We start from the raw sequence: 16427 nt of genomic DNA, 5'->3' as shown, positions 1-16427 counted from the left end.
AAAATGATGCGCTAGTTGAGTAAACCATAAAAACCCCACATGATTAAAAAGGTAGGGTTTTTATTTGGCACTGAACAGGCTTGCTTTGCATATGCCCTGGTAAGGGATGTTTAATGCGAAACCCCAGCTTGAAGACGCTGGTTCTTCCCGTTTTCGTTGATTGTGATTTCCCCACCCACGCACACATCACTTCTGCTCTTTGTCATATTTTAAGTGAATATTCTACTTTTGGTGGGACAGTTGAGTATACTGTCCCTTCAATGACAAGGAGAGCCCCGTTGCTATAGCAAAAATACATAAGATTTTCATAATTTGATGAATTAAGACAAAACCATAGTAAATAGCTGAATTTTATGGTTATAATAGGGTTAAAAAATTTTCAAGGAGCTGTCACAATTGACAACAACGTTAACAAAAGGACCTTACAAAGCCGATCATGTCGGGAGTTTTTTGCGCCCTGAGCGAGTTAAAGAAGCCCGTGTCCTTCACCAAAATGGAGACATTACGAGAGAACAGCTTCGGAAAATTGAAGATGAAGAGATTATCCGTCTTGTTGAAAAACAAAAAGAAGCAGGGCTACAGGCCGTAACAGATGGAGAGTTTCGCCGTGCATGGTGGCATTTTGATTTTCTGTCTCAATTAGGAGGCGTGGAGCTTTACGAAACAGACGCCGGCATTCAGTTTAACGGTGTACAAACAAAAGCGCACGGAATCAAGGTCGTTGGGAAACTGGACTTTAGCGACCATCCGATGCTTGAAGATTATAAATTCCTTCATGATCTTGCAGGGGACCATGCCGCAAAATTCACCATCCCCAGCCCTAACATGCTGTTTTTCAGGGGAACGATTGATGAAAAGGTATATCCAGACAAAGATGAATTTTTTAACGATCTGATCACGGTTTACCAAAAAGCCATTCAAGCCTTTTATGATGCTGGCTGCCGGTATCTGCAGCTAGACGACACGGCGTGGGCTGTCTTCTTCTCTGAAAAGGGTCAGGAACAGATTGCCGCGAAAGGTTACTCAATAGATGAATTGCTTGAACGATTTACACGTGCCATTAATGAATCCATTGCCAAAAAGCCTGAAGACATGGTCATCACCATGCACATCTGCAGAGGAAACTTTAAGTCCAGCTATACGGCAAGCGGAGGCTATGATAATGCTTCCGAGTATATTTTCGGCAAACTAAAAGTGGACGGGTTATTTCTTGAATTTGATGATGAACGTTCAGGGAGTTTCGAACCGCTTCGCCATGTGAATCGCTCCGATTTACAGATTGTTCTGGGCCTCATTACATCAAAGTTCGGCGAATTGGAAGATCCCGAGCTTATTAAGAAACGAATTCGTGAAGCTTCCCTATATGTGCCACTGGATCAAATCTGTCTCAGTCCTCAGTGTGGTTTTTCTTCCACAGAGGAAGGAAACCTGCTGACAGAGGAACAGCAGTGGGAGAAAATCAGACATGTGGTTTCTATAGCTAACGAGGTATGGAAATAAAACATCCAATTAAATAGTAAGGGAACAAGAGCCATCCTGTTAGGTGGCTCTTTTTTTAATTTTCTAAAAATTTGTTGTCTCCTTCTTTGACATATGGTATGTTGTTGTTGAAAATACAAAATTTTGTACAAAGCGTGGGATGACACAAATGAATGAACGGCTTTTATCAAAAAAAGGAATGATCCTGCAGAAAATAGCAGAATCTTTCTTATTCATTGAAGTGGATCATCGCATTCCAAAAATTGGTGATTTGGCGAGTGTAAACGGTGTGGGTAGAGGTACGATCCAGACGGTTCTAAAATACTTGGAGGAAACCGGAAGTATCAGGCTCGAAGCCAAAGGACATTTGGGAACTTTTTTACGGTATAAAAACATCCCTCAGCTGTTGAGATTTTGCGGCATGGAGCGATTAACGGGAATCATGCCATTGCCTTATTCCAAAAAGTACGAAGGTCTCGCATCCGGACTTTCTGCAGAGTGTCAGGTGCAGGGAATGGAATTAAGTATTGCATTCATGAGAGGAGCAAAGCTCCGGCTTCAGGAGGTGATACAGGGCAGGTACGAATTTGCCATCGTTTCCAGGTTTTCAGCAAACGAAGCCATGAAGGAACATCCTGAACTTTCTACTCTTCTTTCGTTTGGAAGCCATTCCTATGTTTCCAAACATGCGGTTATTTTTTCAGACCGAAAATACATCAGCGTTGAAGACGGCATGAAAATAGGAATAGATCCGTTCTCAACCGACCAACAAGTTTTGATTAAAGAAGAAACGAAGAATAAAAATGTGCAATACATCGAGCTGAATTACATGCATTTGCTTCGGCATATTCAGGCAAAAACAATCGACGCTACTATTTGGAATCTGGATGAGGTGGATAATGAACGCTATCATACCATGCCGCTTTCTTCGCCTCTAGCTAAAAAGATGGAAGAGTACATGGGGGAAGCTGTATGTGTAGCTCGGAAAGACAATAAAAAGGGGGCTTATGGACTCAGCCTGATTAATTTAGAAAAGATAAAACAGATTCAAGAATTGGTAGAAACGGGAGATCATCTTCCTAAATACTAATGAAGGCTTTTTTGAAAGGAGGATTCATGTGAAAGGATTACTGGAACGCCTGGAGTTGTTAAAAAACAGCGATTCCATAACCGAGACGGCTTATGCCATTTGCCGGAAGACCATTCAGAAATTTGTAAGCGAGAATGAAGCGGACCAGTACACCATGCTGATTACACATCTCGCAATGGCACTAACAAGAATAGAAAGAGAGCAGGAGCTGCTCCCGCCGCCAACGGATATCATGATGGAAGTCTATCAATCTCCGAAAATGGAGGAAGCACGTGGACGAGTCGGCTGGATTGAAAAACTGTTAAATCAAAACTTGCCGGAAGAAGAAAAAGAGTTTTTGTACCTGCATTTTGTGAATGTGCTATCAGCTTAGCAGAGGGGGAGACAAATGAGGATTGCAATCGGAGGACAAGTGGAAAAGCAGGAAATTCAACAGTTGGTCAAGGCAGCGGGAGGAGAACAGGTTAACGTTGTTATAAAATCGGATCTTGAAGCGGCCATGCTCATTAAATCAGGCGGAGCGGATTATTACCTCGGAGCCTGCCATACCGGGGGAGGCGGAGCACTTGCCATGGCCATTGCTCTATTGGGAAAGCCGCAATGTGCCACTATTTCCATGCCTGGTAAAAAGCCGGTTAAAGAACAAGTGGAACAAGCGGTGGAATCAGGAGCAAAAGCATTTGGTTTTACAGGAGATCACAAGGAACAAGCGGTGGAATACGTAATGGGGGCTTTGCTGAAACAATACACATAGGTCAAAAAAATAAGGGGGATAAATCATGCTGGAAGCGGGGTTAATGGTTTGTATTGGTGCGCTTGCTGCAGTTATGGCTAATTTGGGCATCGCGGTTTTTAATGATGGTCTCCGTCCGATCGTACCAGAAAATCTGGAAGGACGGATGAGCCGCAAAGAATTAGGGGTAACTGCTTTTGCCATGAGCTTTGGTCTTGTCATCGGGTTTGGAATTCCGATCTCGATTGCAGGGAGTATTATCTTAATTCACAGTATCTTGCTTGGTACTGATATCATCGGTCTCGCGTTTAACCGGAGCAAAGTGAATGCCATATTGGCTGGTATAGCGGGAGCGCTATATGGACTTGGCATTTATTATGGACTCCAGTCGGTCGTTGAAGTATTTAAACTGCTGCCTCTTAATTTCGTGGATGGATTCAATAAAGTCGGCGAACCGGTGGTAGTTTCTTTTATGGTGTTTCCAGCCATTGCTGTTGCCTTGCAATTCAGCATCAAGAAAGGTGTACTTACTTTTATTGTCGCAGCCATTGCGCGTCAACTTATTGTTTTTGCCAACACCGAAAAACTGATTTCAATTAACGGAACACAAATCGTGTTAAGTCCAGAAGGTATTGCCTTAATCATTGGAATGATCTTTTTGCTTACGTTTGCCATCAAGGAAAAATCTGAAGACCAGAATCTTTCCATACTTGCCTCATTGTTTACCGAACGGGTCGCAAAAATCAGGAAGTACTCCTGGGTTTTAATGATCAGCGGGGCTCTCGTGGCAGTTGCCACCAATCAGCTTATGATTGCCGGTGATCCCATTTCTCTTAACCTGCTTTCTGACGGCAAGATTTCCGAAGGCGGCATTGCTTCACTCGCAAAAGCGATTGGGTTCGTCCCATTAATCGCAAGTACCGCTATTGCAACGGGGGTATATGGTCCTGTTGGATTTACCTTTGTTTTTGGCGCAGGTATTTTTTCACCCAATCCTTTCCTCGCCGCCATTCTGGGGGCAGTCATTATCTTTACCGAAGTAATGCTGCTGACACAGTTAGCCAAAGTGCTTGACCGCTACCCGGGTATTCGCGAATCGGGCGAAAACATTCGTACAGCCATGACACGGGTGCTTGAAGTGGCTTTGCTGATCGGCGGTGCGAACGCAGCCAACGCCATTGTCCCAGGATTCGGTTTTTTTGTGATTGCCGGACTATACTTGCTGAACGAGGCAGCTGGCCGGCCAATTGTCCGCATGGCTGTGGGTCCAATCGGGGCTATTGCCGTTGGAATCCTCGGAAACATCCTCGTGTGGATTGGATTGTACATACCGCCTGCAGGCTAAGGAGGAGAACACATGCCTATACAAACTGTGAAAGGCCCGATAGAGCCAGATGAATTGGGCATCTGTGCTTGTCATGAACACCTGTATGTGGATTTAAGTCATATTAAAAACGACCAGGATTGCTGTCTGCAGGATGAAAAGTTAGTCGCAGAAGACTTGGAGCAATTTAAAGCGCTTGGCGGCCGGACGGTGATCGAGGTCACGAATGATGGAATGGGCAGGAACCCGGAGATCTTGAAACATTTGAGCACAACACTCGACCTTCATATTGTCGCAAGCACAGGCTGTTATAAGGACCCTTTTATCCCTGAAGAAAAAAAGCAATGGACCCGTGATCAGTTTGCTGAGTGGATGACAGATGAAATTTGTCACGGTATTGCTGGAACAGCCATCAAACCCGGGGTTATTGGCGAGATTGGCAGCAGCTTTAACGAATTTAAACCCATTGAATCAGAATTGTTCCATGGCGCGATTGAGGCAGCCCGTCAGACGGGTTTGCCTCTCTCCACCCATACCACCCTGGGTACTTGTGCTGCTGACCAGATCAATTTATTTATAACAGAAGGATTGCCTCTTCATCAGGTCATCATTGGACATCAGGACTTAAACCGGGATAACGGAGTAGTTTTAGACGTATTAAAAAGCGGGGCATATGTCGCTCTCGACACGATCGGTAAAGAAAATTACCGATCCGATCAGGATCGCTTGAATGCCCTGCTTCTTTTTTTGAAAGAGGGATATGAAGACCAGCTTCTGCTTTCCAGTGATCTTACAAGAAAATCCCATCTGCGTTCTTTCGGAGGACAAGGGTATGACGTTGTCCTCCGGTCCTTTGTTCCCGCACTGAAAAAATGGGGAGTATCAGAATCGGTCATCGAGAAGCTGTTGATGGAAAATCCAAAAAAAGCGTTCAGCATCAAGGAGAGGAGGTGAATGGTATGCCACTGAAATATGGTGACTCCGTGTTGGAGAACCGAACAATGGAAGAAGCAAAGAAACTGCAGTTCCGATTGGTAGAAGAGATGACCAGGGTCTTTCACCACAATTCATTCTTTACCCTCGGCGATGTCGGATTGCATCCTGACCATCATCGGCCGCAAACGACAGCAAAGGTGGAAAAAGTCATCGCCAATGTATTTGGCAGTGAAGCGTGTGCCCTGGTAAGAGGAAGCGGCACCGGTGCCATCCGGTTAGCGTTAAGTATTGTTGCTGAACCGGGAGATCCTGTTTTTGTCCATGATGCACCGATGTACATGACCACAAAGGAAACCTTTCGCCTAATGGGGTTAGTGCAGCAACCGGTAAATTACAACCACAAGGAGCAACTGATTAAAGCCTTGCAAAAAAATACAGAAACCAAGGTATTTTATGTTCAGCACGCAAGGCAGCAGCCAACAGACACCTATCGGGTTGAGGAAGTGATCGCTCTCGTCAAAGCTCTCCGGCCGGATGTGATGATCATGGTTGATGATAACTATTGCGCTTTAAAAATGAAGGGAATAGGCGTTGAATATGGGGCTCATGTTTCCACCTTTTCCGGCTTTAAAGTTCTGGGGCCGGAAGGAATTGGAGTCATTTTGGGAACGAAAGATTTCATCGAAACACTCCATAGGCGCAATTATTCAGGAGGGGGACAGGTTCAAGGACATGAAGCCCATGAATTGCTTCGCGCCATGACGATGGCACCTGTCATGCTGGCCATCCAAAATGAACAGGTGGAAGAATTGTGCGAAAGACTAAATAAAGGAGAGGTCCCTTTCGTAAAAGAAGCGTATATTACCAATTCCCAGTCAAAAAATGTGATCATAGAGCTGAAGGAGCCTATTGCCCAAAAAGTGATTGAAAACGCAAGCCGCCATGGTGCAGCGACCTACCCGGTTGGCGCTGAATCGAAATATGAACTGTTGCCCATGATTTACCGGGTATCTGGAAGTTTCCTTGAACATCAGCCGCGCTTAAAAGAATTTGGTCTCCGCGTCAATCCGATGAAAGCCTCCGCACTCACCGTGATAACGATATTTCACCATATAATGGAAGACATAACATAAGGGGCTGCCGGCAAATGTTTACAGACGTAATGTTAAAGAGAAACCCAGCTTTAATCAAAACTGCTGCAGCCCTTCATCAAAACGGGTCCATTCCACCCAATACGTATGTGGTTGATCTCGATTCCTTTTCCCTCAATGTTCAAAGGCTCTCCCGATGTGCCAAAAAGCATGATTTGCAATTGTATTATATGACGAAACAAATCGGGCGAAGCGGTTATATTGGAAAGGTCATTGAACAGAACGGTATTTCAAAAGCAGTTGCTGTGGATATCGATGAAGGATTTAATCTTAAGGAAGCAGGCTGCCAAATTGGTAACCTCGGGCATTTGGTTCAGCCTGGGATCATGCAATGGAAAGCAGTTCTTACCCAAATCTGTTCTGAAGTGATCACCCTATTTTCTTTGGAGCGGGCAAAACAGCTGTCTGATGCGGCGTTGTCTCTTGGAAAAACGCAGGATGTGATACTTCGTGTTATCAGTGAACACGATGTGCTGTATCCTGGCCAGCATGGAGGATTTCCTCTCAAAACAATGAATGATGTGATCCCTGAATTGAACAAGCTTCCAGGAATAAACGTGATCGGGCTGACAAGCTTTCCGGTTCTGCAGCTCAACAAAAATAAAACGGGTTTTGATTTTACTACGAACCTCGAAACCTTAAAAAAAGCGAGAGGGATCATGGAGGATCAAGGTGTGCGGGTGACTCATATCAATGCGCCAGGGTCAACCAGCTGTTTTACCATCCCTCTTTTAAAAGAACATGGTATTACACATGGAGAGCCAGGGCATGCCATGACCGGAACCACACCGCTTCATGCCTATTTACCATCTCTGGACGAAACTCCCTGTATGGTTTATGTTTCAGAAATTTCCCATATGGATGATTACGCGGCTTATACGATTGCTGGAGGTTTTTACGCTAGGTCCAATATGGAAAAAGCGTTTTATGGCAATACCCCTCAACGTCTATTGAAACAAGAGGCAAGAGTTCAGCCTCCGTCTTATGAAAATATCGATTATTATGGAAGTCTAGAGAAAAACAATGAAATGAATGTTGGAGATTCAGTGATCTATGCCTTTCGATCACAGATTTTTGTCACGAGATCCCATGTAGCTTTTATTCGACGAACAAATTCCCCTAACCCGGAGATTGTTCACTTTCAGCGGAGAGGAATGTAAAAATAAAAGGGTAAAGGAGTGATTGTTTTGAAGAAGTGGTTGAGTGTTTTCATTACTTTTTGTGTTCTATCGGCTGCCATACCTGCCGGAGCGGAGGCTTCTGCTCATGTTGCGAAACTCACATACGGGCATGCTGAATCTGTAGGAATGAGTTCTGGGGCGTTACGGAAAATTGACGGGGTGGCTAAGCAGGCGATTCAAACCGGAATGACGCCTGGCGCTGTCGTCTTGGTCGCGAGAAACGGGAAGGTCGTAAAAGAAACCGCGTACGGAGATGCGCAAAAATATGACATGGGTGTTCTGCTTTCCCATCCCCGTAAAATGAAAAAGAACACACTATTTGATTTAGCTTCTGTGACCAAAGTAATGGGTACCACACAAGGCATCATGAAGCTCATTGACGAAAAAAAGCTGAAGCTCTCCGACCCGGTTGTAAAGTATATCCCTGACTTCGGACAAAATGGAAAAGAGCATGTGACGATTGCCGATTTACTTACTCATACTTCAGGATTAACCCCTTGGAAACCAACCTACTTATATGCCGGAAATCCCAAGCAAGTGTTGAAGATCATTAACAACTTACCCCTGGAATACCCAACAGGCACCAAACGCGTTTATAGTGATTTTAGTTTTATGACCCTGGGCTTTGTCATTGAAAAAATCACTCACCAGCCGCTTGATGTTTATCTGGAAACTCAAATCTATCAGCCACTGAAACTGAAAAATACCATGTTTACCCCCGATGCCAGACTGAGGCATAAGATTGCAGCGACCTCTTGGGGAAATCCGTACGAATATAAAATGATAGATGATCCCGATTTCGGCTATTATGTAGAAGAGGACCCGGACATGTTTCCTGGCTGGCGGCATTACACGCTGGTAGGAGAAGTGAATGATGGCAACAGTTTTTATGCCAATGGAGGAGTTGCTGGCCATGCAGGATTGTTTTCTACAGCAAGGGAATTAGCCGTCATCGGCCAAATGATGCTGAACGGCGGTTCTTATGGGAAGGAAAAGGTGTATACCCCGAAAACCATTCAAAACTTCACTTCGGAGCATGCATTTGGGCAGGGGTATGGCTGGGAAAAGGCTAAAAACTGGTACATGGGAGACTATTACTCTTCCAAAGCTTTCGGACACACCGGCTTTACTGGCACACAGGTTATTTTTGATCCGGCATACAACCTGCAGATTATCGTGCTGACCAACAAGCAGAATAACGGACCACTCCCAAGTGGGAGTTATCCAAGTACAGGTCCGCTTTCAAGGGAAATCGCCAATATTGTTTATACCTCCATCAAAAAATAAGATACTAGACTTTAATTTAAAAAGAGGTGGTTTACATGAAATTTGACTATCATACTCACCATGACCGCTGTGGCCATGCGGAAGATTGTATTCGCGCATACATTGAGGCTGCAATTGAAAACCATTTGGACATGATCGGAATTTCTGACCATTCACCCTATCTTTACAGCGAAGAAGATCATCTCTTTCCAGGTATTGCGATGGCCAAAAGTCATTTTCCCCAATACATCAAGGAGGTCATTCAGCTCAAGGAAGAGTACCAGGGAAAAATAGAAGTGCTATTGGGTGTGGAATCAGACTTTTTCCCTGAGCATGTCGAAATGTACCGTCAATACTATGAGCAATTTCCGCTCGATTACATTATCGGATCGGTTCATCATGTGACCGGGTTAAGTATTTTTAAAAGAAAACGCTGGGAGGGGTTAACCGAAAAACAAAAGCACGAAACGAAAGAAACCTACTATGGTTTGATCGAGCAATCGGCCAAAAGCGGGATTTTTCAGATCCTCGGCCATATTGATGCCATGAAAGGATACTATCCTGCTTTTTCCACAATCCAAACCGAGGCCGTTGACAAAACGTTGAAAACCATTTCGCAGTACGAAATTGCCATTGAAATTAATACATCTGGAAAGAACAAAGACTGTGGTGGATGGTATCCTGCTGATGAACTACTTGAACGGGCTCTGTTTCATGGTGTAGCTGTAACGTTCGGCTCTGATGCTCACACTCCGAAGCGGGTCGGCGATGAATTTGAAGAAGTCCAGAAGCGGTTAAAGGAGATCGGGTTCCGGGAGTGGGCGTATTTTAGAAACAAAAAAAGGTATATGACGGATTTATAAGCAACTTCTTCGGAAGTTGCTTTTTACTTTTACAAGGATTTACTTTTTGGGGAGGCAGGTCTATTATAGAAGATAATTTAATAGCTGAATAATCTGATAACTTCATCTTTAACGGAGAGGAATGATCATTATGTGAGATAACATAACGAATCAGTTCTATGCGTAACCGCTATCAAAGTGAAAGGAGTGTGAAGAATGACAGCTATGAATCTGGCGTATTTGTTGAGCAAGTCTGCAGCCGCTTATCCGGATCATAATGCCATCGTCTATAGAGGAAAGGCTCTAACATTTCAACAGCTGAGTTATCGGGTTACTCAATTGGCGTCTGTACTGAAAGCTAACTTAAATCCCGGGGATCGAGTCGCTATTCTTTCTCCAAACCGACCGGAAATCCTTGAAGTGATGTTTGCAGTTTGGAAGGCGGGCCTGGTTGTTGTGCCGCTAAACTTCCGTCTCCATGAAAACGAAGTCTTGTATATTTTAAATCACAGTGAAGTAGCCGCTTTTTTTTATGATGGCGTGTATCAGGAACAAGTTGCAGGAATGAAGGGAAATTTATCAGCCCGGCTGTTCATTTCCTTTGACCAAAACTACGAGAATTTTCTAAGTCAAGGGAATAAGCATGAGGAAATTGCCACTGTTAGTGGTGAAGATCTGGCCTGGCTTTTTTACACATCTGGAACGACTGGCCGTCCAAAGGGAGCCATGCTGACACATCGAAATTTGCTGCTTATGGTCCTTAGTTTATGTACTGATTTGTATCCTTTCAGACAAAGTGATATTGGTTTGCATGCGGCACCCTTAAGTCATGGATCTGGTTTATATGCTTTACCTCTTATCGCTCAAGGCGGAACCCAGGTTATTTTAGAATCAAGCAACTTTATGCCTGAACGTGTTTTTGAGCTTATAGAAAAGCATAAAGTGAGCGTTTTGCCGTTTCTGGCGCCCACCATCTTGAAGCGGTTAACGGACTCGGATAAGAAAAAACAATATAGGCTGGATAGTCTTAGATGCATTCTTTACGGAGGTGCACCGATGTATGTGGAGGATTTAAAAGCGGCCATTCACTCATTTGGTCCAATTTTTGCACAGGTGTATGGCCAGGGGGAATGCCCAATGACCATTACCGGATTAAGCCGCGAACAGCATCAACTGGGGGATAGCACCGTTTTATCATCTGCGGGAACGGCACGAACGGGAGTTGAGATTGCCATCTTTAATCAGCAGGACGGCAAACTGCCAGCCGGGAAAATTGGAGAAGTAGCCGTGAAAGGAGACTTGGTGATGAAAGGCTATTGGAATGACCAGTCAGCCACTGAAAAAGCTATAAAAGATGACTGGCTCTACACAGGGGATGTCGGTTTCATCGATGATAAAGGATTTTTATACATTTTGGACCGAACAAAAGACATGATCATCAGTGGAGGCAACAATATTTATCCTCGTGAAGTGGAGGACGTGTTGCTTCAGCATCCACAAATCGAAGAATTGAATGTATTTGGCATTCCTGATCCGGAATGGGGTGAAGCGGTCTGTGCAGCCATCGTTTTAAAAGAAGGTCAGATCATTACAGAGCAGGAAATAAAGGAGTATTGCAAAGCGAATTTAGCTAGCTATAAAAAGCCATCCATTATTCATTTTGTAAACACCTTGCCCAAGAATGCCTATGGGAAAATCATGAAAAAGGAGCTTCGAGCCCGCTTTTCAAAGAATTATTCAATTTAACCATTACATAAACAAAGGAGCATGCATCATGAAAAAAAGCCGAATTTTATTCGCAAGTCTGGCCGGATCGGTCATTGAATGGTATGACTTTTATTTGTATGGAACAGCTACAGGTCTTGTTTTTTCGACGCTTTATTTTCCTTCACATGATCCGGCTATCTCTCTTCTTCTTGCTTTTTTAACCTTTGGAGCAGGGTATGCTGCAAGACCTATAGGGAGTATCGTATTCGGTCATATGGGAGACCGGATGGGAAGAAAAGCATCCTTGATATTTACATTAATTGGCATGGGAGGCAGTTCGATGCTGATTGGCGTACTCCCCACCTATGCACAGGTTGGATTACTCGCGCCTGTGTTGCTGGTTGCGCTTCGTCTGATTCAGGGTATTGCACTTGGCGGCGAATGGGGAGGAGCGATTTTGCTGGCAACGGAGTATGCCCCGAAAGGCTTGCGCGGGTTATATGGATCAATTCCACAAATGGGTGTTCCAATCGGCTTGGTTACAGGTTCATTCAGCTTAACGTTGATCAGTTATCTGACAACCGACAGTCAGTTTATGGCATGGGGATGGAGGATTCCCTTTTTGCTGAGCGGCGTATTAATTGCTTTGGCAATCTGGGTACGAAGCGGAATTGAAGAAACTCCCGCTTTCAAAAAGGAAAAGGAAAGCGGCAACATCGCAGCTGTGCCGATTGTTGAAACCTTCAGGAAGGATTGGAAGAACGTTCTCCGTGCAATAGGTTTAAAGGTGGGCGATGGGTTCTTCAACGTTTTTTCCATGTCCTATTTGCTCGTTTTTGCCACCGTGTATCTCGGCTATTCCCGTGACACTGCATTAACGGCGCTCACAATCGGCTGTGCCACCATGCTGGTATCCATCCCAGTTTTTGGATATTTATCCGATTATATTGGCCGAAAATTAATTTACATAGGCGGTTTGGTGTTAATGTTTCTCCTCGTTGTTCCTTACTTTTCGATTATTGATGAGGGTGCCGGCTGGCTTTATCTGATGCAGGCCATCATGCTTGGGGTATTGTGGGGGGCGATTTTTGCAACACAGGGGACGTTGTTCTCTGAACTGTTTCCCGCCAATGTCCGGTATACCGGCTTGTCTGTCGGCTATCAGGTGGCTGCAGCCCTTGCAGGCTTTGGTCCCATTATGTGGGGAGCCATGGCAGAATCATTCGGTCCGTCGCCATGGGTATTCGGTGGATTTATGATGGCAGGATTAACACTTTCAATCGTTTTGAGTGTGTTTATGCCTGGATCGGAGCAAAGAGTCGTTATACTTAATCAACGTAAAGAAAAGGGCGCTATAATACAAAAATAGGTATAAAATAAAAACACCAGCCTTAAAAAAGAAGGCTGGTGTTTTGTTTATTAACGAAGCGCGTTTTCCGCGTTAATTAATCCAAATCCGGAATAACTGTCATTGCCAGGTTTAAAGACGTCATCTGCTGATTTTTGAATGATGTGTTTTACTTGTGAAGGTGAGAGTACATCCTTTCCATGTTGAGCAATAATAACGCCTGCTAAAGCTGCTGTTTTTGGTGACGCCATAGACGTTCCCTGCATCCAGGCATAACCGCCAGGTACAGTGGACAGGCAACGTTTTGTTCCTACTCTTAACGCGGGATCTCTTGTTTCAAGCCAATCAAGGCCATAGTCTCCTCCTGGTGCCATGACATCAATCTTTCCAACTCCATAATTGGAGTAGTAAGCCAGGTTTTTAGCTTCTCCGTTTGAAGATACCCGAATCATGGTTTGGCTGCTTGGACTGCGGTGTGTCGCTCCGTTATTGTCACCGGAAAGTTGTCCTGGCTTTGAAATATCGGAAGCATTGTTTCCTGCTGAGCCGACAACAGTCACTCCTTTTTTAATTGCATATTGAATGGCACGATTAAACAGCCGGACATCAGCAACAATGTCTTTCGTTGCGTATTCAGGATCCTGGAACCAATCATATCCTCCAAGACTCATGTTTACTACATCAACATTATCATCAGCTGCTGTCATTAGGGCGTTTGCAATATCAGATGTATAGGCAGAAGCACCTGGTGCGAAAACCCGATAGGCAGCCACTTTTAAATCCGGACCAACCCCCAGCACTCTTCCTTTAGCCGCAATCGAACCAGCTACATGGGTTCCATGTCCTTCTTCATCTTTTGGACTAGGATGACCGGCAACAAAAGATTTTCCATAAGCATAATTTTGTTTTAAATCAGGATGATCATAATCGATGCCAGTATCAATAATCCCAACAACGATATCTTTTCCATTTACAGATTTGCCTGTACCCCCTGGCAATTTCCATGATGCACCGTCATGGGTTACCTGTTTTATATCCCATTGATATGTATGATATAAATCATTTGCTGCCCCCGCTTCAAAATCCGGAAGTAAATCTGAATCTACTGCAGTTTCAGGCGTTACCTCATGCTCTTTGGCTGCATCCTGAATAAGGGACGATTTTTTTACCTGAGAAGCGAAATTAGGGTTATTTGTTTTGATTTCAACCGCTCCAAGCTTGTCCAGTGATTTCACAACATTTCCGCCAGCATCTTTAATGGTCTGTTCATACCCTGAGGGGAGGCTGTCTGTATCTTTGAACAAAACAACAAACCTTTCCTCAGCGGAAGAAGCATGGACCTGTGGGGAAATCGTACCAAAGAAAGCTGCCGTACTTAATAGTAGTGTTGCCGCGATTTTTTTCTTTTTCATTCAAATCCTCCTAAATAAAAAATTTTAACTATAAGATTTTTCGACAAGCTGGATTACTTTTCCTCTAATGTAAGAAAAATTAAGGAATTGTTGCGTTTTCATTGTCGAGTTATTCATTATTTACCACTTTGTTAACCAATCATAGAAAAATACTTACACATTGTCCAATGAATTTTCATGTATGAATAATTATAATGGGAATTAGTTTAAAAATTTGAAATTTTTAAACTATATCAATTAAAAGAGGGAGGCGTTGTTGTTTGAAATCAGTAAAGCTACTTCTTTTTGTTCCATTTATTGGTCTGTTGGGGTTCATTCCCGCAGCCAACCGGATTGAACCTTATGTATTTGGATTGCCATTTTTATTGTTTTACATTGTATTTTGGATGGTGTTGTCTTCTATTTTACTAACTGTGATTTATAAACTGGATCCTGAGAATCGGAGGAGGGATAGCTGATGAACAGTGCAATGCTGATCATTCTTTTGTTCCTGTTGTTCTCTTTGTATCTTGGTATACGGGCTAAAAGAGGCAAGGACATGAATATGGAACAATTTGCAGTTGGTGGCAGAGGATTCGGCACGTTGTTCATATTTTTGCTTATTGCTGGAGAAGTCTATACCACATTTACATTCCTCGGTGGCAGTGGCTGGGCTTATTCCAAAGGTGCTCCAGCCTATTATGTTCCTGCATACATATTTCTGGCTTATGTTCTTTCCTACTGGCTCGCTCCAAAGGTATGGCGATATGCGAAAGATCATAACATTATTTCGCAGCCGGATTTTTTCGCCTCCAAATACAACAGCCGAGTTCTTGGGATCATTGTTGCTATTGTGGGCAGCATGGCCCTGGTTCCATACATTGTGATCCAGTTCAAAGGGTTGGGCATTATTGTTGGAGAAGCATCTTATGGTGCTATTCCTCCTTTGGCAGCAAGTATCATTGGAGCTGTGGTGGTGACCACCTATGTCATGGTGTCCGGTATTCATGGATCAGCATGGACAGCATTGATTAAAGATTTTATGATTCTTGCGATCGTTATCTTTCTTGGAATCTACATCCCTTTTCATTATTTTGGCGGTATTCAGCCAATGTTTGAAAATGTCCAGGCAGTAAAACCAGAGTTGTTGACCTTGTCAACGGAAGGACTTAGTCCTGCCTGGTTTATATCTACTGTACTGTTGAATGCATTGGGATTTTATTTGCTGCCTAATTCATTTGTCGTCGTGTTGTCAGCAAATGGCGAGAAATCCATTCGAAAAAATTCGATTACCTTGCCGTTGTATACACTTCTGCTGTTATTTGTATTCTTTATTGGGTTTGCGGCTTTGCTCAAGATCCCTGGCTTAGAAGGCGCTGATGGTGATTTGTCATTATTGAGGCTCGCTATCCAAACCTTTGATCCCTGGATCATTGGATTGATCGGAGCTGCCGGCTTGTTGACAGCGTTGGTCCCGGCATCGGTCATGCTTATGGCCGCGTCGGTGGGACTTACCAAAAGCTTTTATCAGGTCCTCGTACCGCAAGCAACAGAAAAACAACAATTAAAGGTTTCGAAACTATTCATTCTATTAATCTCTTTTGCGGCATTGGTATTAACCATAACGGGAGGAGAGGCACTGGCGATGTTAAATATCATGTCATATAGTCTGGTTACACAATTGGCTCCATCTTTACTCTTTAGTTTGTTTAACAAAAATGTCGTAAACAAGTATGGAGCCGGTGCGGGGATTATTGTAAGTGTTCTTTTGGTGCTCTTTGTTACAGCAAAAGAAATTAAGATTAGCACGTTTCTTCCTGACGTTCCTCATATGATCAACGATATTAGTCTTGGATTCATCGCGTTAATCATTAACGTCATTGTCATGCTGGCCGTAAGCTTCATTACCAGGGCCTTTGCCGTAAAGTCTGCATCGTTAAAAGAAGTGGAAAACAGCATTCTAAAAAGAGAGGGATGAG

15 protein-coding genes are annotated in these 16427 nt (G+C 43.8%); 14 read left to right on the top strand and 1 reads right to left on the bottom strand.

Annotated features, from left to right (window positions below):
* Positions 1-396: 396 nt before the first annotated feature.
* From BLT53_RS07455 to BLT53_RS07400, 12 genes are all read left to right on the top strand, one after another.
* Positions 397-1500 (top strand): 5-methyltetrahydropteroyltriglutamate--homocysteine S-methyltransferase, encoded by a 1104-nt coding sequence (locus BLT53_RS07455; RefSeq protein ID WP_090233854.1) that lies wholly within the window; start codon positions 397-399, stop codon positions 1498-1500.
* A 148-nt stretch (positions 1501-1648) separates the two neighbouring features.
* On the top strand, positions 1649-2569 hold the full coding sequence (gene yhfZ, locus BLT53_RS07450) for a GntR family transcriptional regulator YhfZ (protein ID WP_090233853.1): 921 nt from the start codon (positions 1649-1651) through the stop codon (positions 2567-2569).
* Between the two features lie 28 nt (positions 2570-2597).
* Positions 2598-2942 (top strand): PRD domain-containing protein, encoded by a 345-nt coding sequence (locus BLT53_RS07445; RefSeq protein ID WP_090233852.1) that lies wholly within the window; start codon positions 2598-2600, stop codon positions 2940-2942.
* A gap of 15 nt (positions 2943-2957) precedes the next feature.
* The gene (locus BLT53_RS07440) at positions 2958-3323 is read left to right on the top strand and encodes a DUF2620 domain-containing protein (RefSeq protein WP_090233850.1); all 366 of its coding nucleotides are present in this window, start codon (positions 2958-2960) and stop codon (positions 3321-3323) included.
* Positions 3324-3348: 25 nt separating this feature from the next.
* Positions 3349-4647 (top strand): YhfT family protein, encoded by a 1299-nt coding sequence (locus tag BLT53_RS07435; protein WP_170834266.1) that lies wholly within the window; start codon positions 3349-3351, stop codon positions 4645-4647.
* Positions 4648-4659: 12 nt separating this feature from the next.
* Positions 4660-5580 (top strand): phosphotriesterase family protein, encoded by a 921-nt coding sequence (locus BLT53_RS07430; RefSeq protein WP_090233849.1) that lies wholly within the window; start codon positions 4660-4662, stop codon positions 5578-5580.
* Positions 5581-5585: 5 nt separating this feature from the next.
* Entirely contained in the window at positions 5586-6695 is a 1110-nt protein-coding gene (locus BLT53_RS07425) for an aminotransferase class I/II-fold pyridoxal phosphate-dependent enzyme (RefSeq protein WP_090233846.1), read from the top strand.
* A 14-nt stretch (positions 6696-6709) separates the two neighbouring features.
* On the top strand, positions 6710-7873 hold the full coding sequence (locus tag BLT53_RS07420) for an alanine racemase (RefSeq protein WP_090233845.1): 1164 nt from the start codon (positions 6710-6712) through the stop codon (positions 7871-7873).
* 27 nt (positions 7874-7900) lie between these two features.
* The gene (locus BLT53_RS07415) at positions 7901-9181 is read left to right on the top strand and encodes a serine hydrolase (RefSeq protein ID WP_244520372.1); all 1281 of its coding nucleotides are present in this window, start codon (positions 7901-7903) and stop codon (positions 9179-9181) included.
* A 35-nt stretch (positions 9182-9216) separates the two neighbouring features.
* Complete coding sequence (locus BLT53_RS07410; RefSeq protein ID WP_090233843.1) at positions 9217-10023, top strand: histidinol-phosphatase; 807 nt, start codon at positions 9217-9219, stop codon at positions 10021-10023.
* A gap of 195 nt (positions 10024-10218) precedes the next feature.
* Complete coding sequence (locus tag BLT53_RS07405) at positions 10219-11748, top strand: acyl-CoA synthetase (RefSeq protein WP_244520371.1); 1530 nt, start codon at positions 10219-10221, stop codon at positions 11746-11748.
* A 28-nt stretch (positions 11749-11776) separates the two neighbouring features.
* Positions 11777-13078 carry an MFS transporter gene (locus tag BLT53_RS07400; RefSeq protein ID WP_090233842.1) on the top strand — a complete coding sequence of 434 codons (1302 nt, stop codon included), beginning with the start codon at positions 11777-11779 and terminating at the stop codon, positions 13076-13078.
* Positions 13079-13128: 50 nt separating this feature from the next.
* Here BLT53_RS07400 and BLT53_RS07395 read toward each other — a convergent pair whose 3' ends face one another.
* Positions 13129-14469: a S8 family serine peptidase gene (locus tag BLT53_RS07395; RefSeq protein ID WP_090233841.1), complete on the bottom strand. Its 1341-nt coding sequence runs from the start codon at positions 14467-14469 to the stop codon at positions 13129-13131.
* A 260-nt stretch (positions 14470-14729) separates the two neighbouring features.
* On the opposite strand from BLT53_RS07395, the gene BLT53_RS07390 reads away from it, so the two are divergent.
* Positions 14730-14927: a DUF3311 domain-containing protein gene (locus BLT53_RS07390; RefSeq protein WP_090233839.1), complete on the top strand. Its 198-nt coding sequence runs from the start codon at positions 14730-14732 to the stop codon at positions 14925-14927.
* Positions 14927-16426 carry a sodium:solute symporter family protein gene (locus BLT53_RS07385; protein WP_090233838.1) on the top strand — a complete coding sequence of 500 codons (1500 nt, stop codon included), beginning with the start codon at positions 14927-14929 and terminating at the stop codon, positions 16424-16426. Before BLT53_RS07390 ends, BLT53_RS07385 begins: the two co-directional genes overlap by 1 nt.
* Position 16427 lies beyond the last annotated feature (1 nt).

The sequence above is a fragment of the Fictibacillus solisalsi genome (assembly GCF_900103485.1).
Classification (GTDB): Bacteria; Bacillota; Bacilli; order Bacillales; family Fictibacillaceae; genus Fictibacillus_C; species Fictibacillus_C solisalsi.
Note: the sequence above shows the minus strand (reverse complement) of the source record. Positions and strands in the feature narration are given on the sequence as shown.

Excerpts from the sequence above, each read along its gene's own strand:
- BLT53_RS07385 (WP_090233838.1), top strand. The coding sequence starts at position 14,927 with ATGAACAGTGCAATGCTGATCATTCTTTTGTTCCTGTTGTTCTCTTTG.
- BLT53_RS07425 (WP_090233846.1), top strand. The coding sequence starts at position 5,586 with ATGCCACTGAAATATGGTGACTCCGTGTTGGAGAACCGAACAATGGAA.
- BLT53_RS07400 (WP_090233842.1), top strand. The coding sequence starts at position 11,777 with ATGAAAAAAAGCCGAATTTTATTCGCAAGTCTGGCCGGATCGGTCATT.
- BLT53_RS07440 (WP_090233850.1), top strand. The coding sequence starts at position 2,958 with ATGAGGATTGCAATCGGAGGACAAGTGGAAAAGCAGGAAATTCAACAG.
- BLT53_RS07405 (WP_244520371.1), top strand. The coding sequence starts at position 10,219 with ATGACAGCTATGAATCTGGCGTATTTGTTGAGCAAGTCTGCAGCCGCT.
- BLT53_RS07435 (WP_170834266.1), top strand. The coding sequence starts at position 3,349 with ATGCTGGAAGCGGGGTTAATGGTTTGTATTGGTGCGCTTGCTGCAGTT.
- BLT53_RS07430 (WP_090233849.1), top strand. The coding sequence starts at position 4,660 with ATGCCTATACAAACTGTGAAAGGCCCGATAGAGCCAGATGAATTGGGC.
- yhfZ (WP_090233853.1), top strand. The coding sequence starts at position 1,649 with ATGAATGAACGGCTTTTATCAAAAAAAGGAATGATCCTGCAGAAAATA.
- BLT53_RS07420 (WP_090233845.1), top strand. The coding sequence starts at position 6,710 with ATGTTTACAGACGTAATGTTAAAGAGAAACCCAGCTTTAATCAAAACT.
- BLT53_RS07395 (WP_090233841.1), bottom strand. The coding sequence starts at position 14,469 with ATGAAAAAGAAAAAAATCGCGGCAACACTACTATTAAGTACGGCAGCT.
- BLT53_RS07410 (WP_090233843.1), top strand. The coding sequence starts at position 9,217 with ATGAAATTTGACTATCATACTCACCATGACCGCTGTGGCCATGCGGAA.